3 protein-coding genes are annotated in these 4,483 nt (G+C 54.8%); all 3 read left to right on the plus strand.

The window, feature by feature from the left end:
* Positions 1-497: 497 nt before the first annotated feature.
* The 3 genes from ACJ8IN_RS24565 to pqiB all read left to right on the plus strand — a co-directional run bounded on the left by ACJ8IN_RS24565 (position 498) and on the right by pqiB (position 4,445).
* Positions 498-1,427 (plus strand): VirK/YbjX family protein, encoded by a 930-nt coding sequence (locus tag ACJ8IN_RS24565; RefSeq protein WP_047569144.1) that lies wholly within the window; start codon positions 498-500, stop codon positions 1,425-1,427.
* Between the two features lie 80 nt (positions 1,428-1,507).
* The gene (gene pqiA, locus ACJ8IN_RS24570; RefSeq protein WP_223307174.1) at positions 1,508-2,812 is read left to right on the plus strand and encodes a membrane integrity-associated transporter subunit PqiA; all 1,305 of its coding nucleotides are present in this window, start codon (positions 1,508-1,510) and stop codon (positions 2,810-2,812) included.
* Positions 2,799-4,445 carry an intermembrane transport protein PqiB gene (gene pqiB, locus ACJ8IN_RS24575; RefSeq protein ID WP_047569148.1) on the plus strand — a complete coding sequence of 549 codons (1,647 nt, stop codon included), beginning with the start codon at positions 2,799-2,801 and terminating at the stop codon, positions 4,443-4,445. Before pqiA ends, pqiB begins: the two co-directional genes overlap by 14 nt.
* Positions 4,446-4,483: the final 38 nt, after the last annotated feature.

Consider the following 4,483-nt stretch of genomic DNA (forward strand, 5'->3'; position numbering starts at 1 on the left):
TAATGATAATTGGGTGAAAGACAATCCGGATAGAATAAATGAAAATCCTCCTCGGAAATAATCAGTCAACGGCACCGATTTCCGCAATCGAACCTCGTTAATTCATTAGGCAGCTTAACGATAAAATCGTTACCCCCCTGAAAAAACATATCCCAACAGCCTCTACTTCACTCTAAAACGCATTATTATATTCTGATTTTAATAATATTCTGAGTGAGGAAATTACCCCCGGGGTTAATTATGTCAACAATGTTCAGAGCACTGTATTTCAAAGAGCAAACATCAATAGCCATACTTATGACGCCACATGAAGAAAAAAACATCAACACATTATAAAATGCACAACAATTACATGCCGTTAGCGTTAAAAACACCTTCTCCATCAAACCTTGATAAATAGCAGACAATAAATTAACAATCATCTATTAGAATGGCATAAAAACCGCCAATCAATAAACATGCAAAAGTCAAAGAATAGTGCTTGCAGGATATGAATCTTGAAAAAAAACATTATCTACGAATTACTCTCGGGACAGATCGTCCCAGGCCCTGTCTGGAGGAAGAAGAGCTTCCGTGCAAAGTTCTTACTTCGACTTATTTTATACTATTCACCGACTAAAAAGGCACTATCCATTTTAACTCAACAGAGTGATTTAAAATCGATATTATATCATCAAAACACATTCCCTTGTAAAACGCACAGGCAATACCTGATGCGCAACCTTAATGCCAAACAACGCGCATCGGCTATTGTCAGCCATTACCGATATGTGTCTTCCCTCAACAACAAAATGCTGTCCAATGCGCTGATATCACAAGAAGAAACGATTTTGGCGGAATTCACCGGCAGAGAAGAGGCGCGTTTTACCATTTCTGCCTCTTGTGCGCACAAGGCAGAACGAGAAGGTGAGTCAACGCTATGGCTGCGTGGTGACAATAATGTGTTACTCGCCAGCGTGACCTTTTCGGCCGTGTCCGAAGGGGCTGAATGGCATTTCATCATTGGTGGTCTGCAAGGCCCTGGACGGCACGTACCGCACGAGACCATCAAAGAAGCTACGCGTGCTCTGTCGGGTATTTTCCCCAAACGTGTTTTGATGGAGTTTATCAGCCGCTTCGCTGAACTCACTGCGGTGCGCGCCATTTATGGCGTCAGTGATAATGGACACGTTTTTCGCTCATTGCGCTATCGACTGAGCAAAGGCCGGCATTTACATGCAAGTTACGACGATTTCTGGTCATTGATAGGCGGGATAAAACAAAATACCTGGCGCTGGCAACTGCCCTTGACGTTTGAAAGAAAATCTTTGGAGCATATTCCCAGCAAAAAACGCGCGGAGTATCGCCGACGTTTTCAAATCATAGATGATATTGCAGAGCAAGTTCGCACGCTTAATACGCCCCGCCTCTGCGCGAAAAACGCTTAATGAAACTATCATGATCATTCTTGGGAACGTTTTTTTAAGTCAAGGTACCCGTGCGTTGCCCCCCTACTCCAGAGAAAACCATGTTGCCATCCGTCAATCGGCCAGCGCCACCGCACATCGACGCGTCGTCACAGAATAAGACGCTCTGCCCGCAGTGTGACATGCTGGTGGCGCTGCCGCCGCTGGCCTATGGCAGCAAAGCGGTCTGCCCGCGCTGCAAAACCACGCTCACTACCCGCTGGGACGAGCCGCGCAAGCGGCCGATCGGTTACGCGCTCAGCGCCTTGTTCATGCTGGTGCTGGCCAACATTTTCCCGTTTATCAACATGCGCGTCGCCGGCCTCGGCAACGAAATCCGGCTGATCCAAATCCCGGAAGTCATGGTGGCGGAAGACTACGCCAGCATGGCCACCTTGTTTATGGTGTTCGTGCAGCTGATCCCGGCGTTTTGCATGGTGGCGATCATCCTGCTGTGCGCCAGGTTGCGCTTGCCGCTGGGCCTCAAAGAGTGGATGGCCCGGGTGCTGTTCCAGTTCAAGACCTGGTGCATGGTGGAGATTTTTCTCGCCGGGGTGCTGGTCAGCTTCGTCAAGCTGATGGCCTACGGCGATATCGGCATCGGCAGCAGCTTCGTGCCTTATTGCCTGTTCTGCCTGCTGCAGGTGCGCGCTTTCCAGTGCGTGGACAGGCGTTGGCTGTGGCAGGACATCGAACCGGCGCCACGCCTCGACCGCCCGCTGACGGCGGGGCGTACCGGCATGCGCCAGGGCGTGCGCTCTTGCGCTTGCTGCACGGCGATCCTGCCGGCCAACCAGGTGCGCTGCCCGCGCTGTCACACCCCCGGCTATGTGCGCCGCCGCCACAGCCTGCAGTGGACGCTGGCGCTGCTGGTGACCTCCGTCATGCTGTATATCCCGGCCAACCTGATGCCGATCATGGTGACCGAGGCACTGGGCAACAAGATGAATTCCACCATCATGGCAGGGGTGATCCTGCTGTGGGGAAGTGGCTCTTACCCGGTGGCGATGGTGATTTTCATCGCCAGCATCATGGTGCCGTCGCTGAAAATGCTGGCGATCGGTTGGCTGTGCTGGGACGCCAACGGCAGGAAGAAACCGCGTGCCGACAGCGAGTGCATGCATCTGATTTATGAAGGGGTCGAATTCGTTGGCCGTTGGTCAATGATCGACGTGTTCGTGATCGCCGTGTTGTCGGCGTTGGTGCGAATGGGGCAGTTGATGAGCATTTATCCCGCGACGGGCGCCGTGCTGTTCGCGCTGGTGGTGATCCTCACCATGTTCGCCGCCATGACATTTGATCCCCGGCTGACCTGGGATCGCGCAAGTGAAACAATCAACAAGGAGCCGCAAGGTGACGGAAAATAATCATAGCGTCGCGGACGTCGAGAAGATCAAACGCTGGTCGCCGGTGTGGATCATTCCCATCGTGACCGCGCTGATCGGCGCCTGGATCCTGTTTTACCACTTCAGCCATCAGGGGCCGGTGGTGACGCTGGTCACCACGACGGCGGAAGGGCTGGAAGCGGGTAAAACCAAAATCAAAAGCCGCAGCGTTGACGTCGGCGTGGTGGAAACCGTCACGCTGAGCGAGGACCTCAGCAAGGTGGTGGTGCAGGCGCGCCTCAACGCCAGCATGGAGAAATTGCTGCGTCAGGACTCCGCCTTCTGGGTGGTGAAACCGCAGATCGGCCGCGAAGGCGTCTCCGGGCTGGGCACGCTGCTCTCCGGCGTCTATATCGAACTGCAGCCGGGCAGCAAGGGCAAAGACGGCAAAGACCACTATCAGCTGCTCGATGCGCCGCCGCTGGCCTCCCCGGACGCCAAAGGGCTGCGCATCGTGCTGGACAGTGAAAAATCGGGCCAGCTCAACGCAGGCGATCCGGTGCTGTTCCGCGGCTACCGCGTCGGGTCGGTGGAAACCAGCTACTTCGATCCGAAAGCGCGCGCCATGCGCTATCAGCTGTTCATCACCGCGCCTTACGATCAGTTGGTCACTACCAACGTGCGCTTCTGGAAAGACAGCGGCGTGGCGTTTGACATGTCGGCGCAGGGCATGCGGGTGGAGATGGGCTCGTTGACAACGCTGTTCAGCGGCGGCGTCAGTTTCGACGTACCGGACGGTTGGGATCGTGGCGAACAGGCTAAAGAGAAGGCGGAGTACCAGCTGTTCGACAACCAGCGCAGCACGCAGGATTCGCTGTATACCGTGCATAAGGACTACCTGCTGTTCTTCTCCGATTCGGTACGCGGCCTGCAGCCGGGCGCGCCGGTCGAGTTCCGCGGCATCCGTCTGGGTACGGTGGCGCAGGTGCCGTTCTATAAAGAGGGCATGGCGCAGCGTCTGGATAACGATTACCGCATTCCGGTGCTGATCCGCATTGAGCCGGATCGGCTTCATAAACAGCTGGGGGACAATGTCGATATTGAAGGGCACCTGAAAGACGCGGAGTCTCGTGGCTTACGCGCCTCGATGAAGTCCGCCAACCTGCTGACCGGTTCGCTGTATATCGATCTCGACTTCTATCCGCAGGAGAAACCGTGGAAAGGGCCGCGCGAGCTGTTCGGTTATCCGCTGATGCCGACCACCAGCGGCGGTCTGGCGCAGATCCAGCAGAAACTGATGCAGACGTTGGATAAGATTAATTCGATGCCGATCAATCCGATGATCAACGAAGCGACCAAGACGCTGGCGGAAAGTCAGAAAACCATGAAGTCGACGCAGCAGACCATGAAGTCGCTGAACGACATCATCGCCAGTAAAGAGATGCAGGCGCTGCCGCAGGACATGCAGAAAACGCTGCTGGAGCTGAACCGCAGCATGAAAGGGTTCCAGCCTGGTTCACCGGCTTACAACAAGATGGTGGGCGACATGCAGCGCCTCGACCAGGTGTTGCGTGAGCTGCAACCGGTGCTGCGCACCCTGAATGAGAAGAGCAACGCGCTGGTGTTTGAAGCCGCCGGCAGCACTGACCCTCAGCCGAAGAAGGCCACGAAATGATGAAATGGATCCCGGTAGCCCTGGCGCTGTTGCTCAGC

The sequence above is a fragment of the Serratia sp. CY31944 genome, assembly GCF_052169175.1.
Taxonomy (GTDB): domain Bacteria; phylum Pseudomonadota; class Gammaproteobacteria; order Enterobacterales; family Enterobacteriaceae; genus Serratia; species Serratia sarumanii.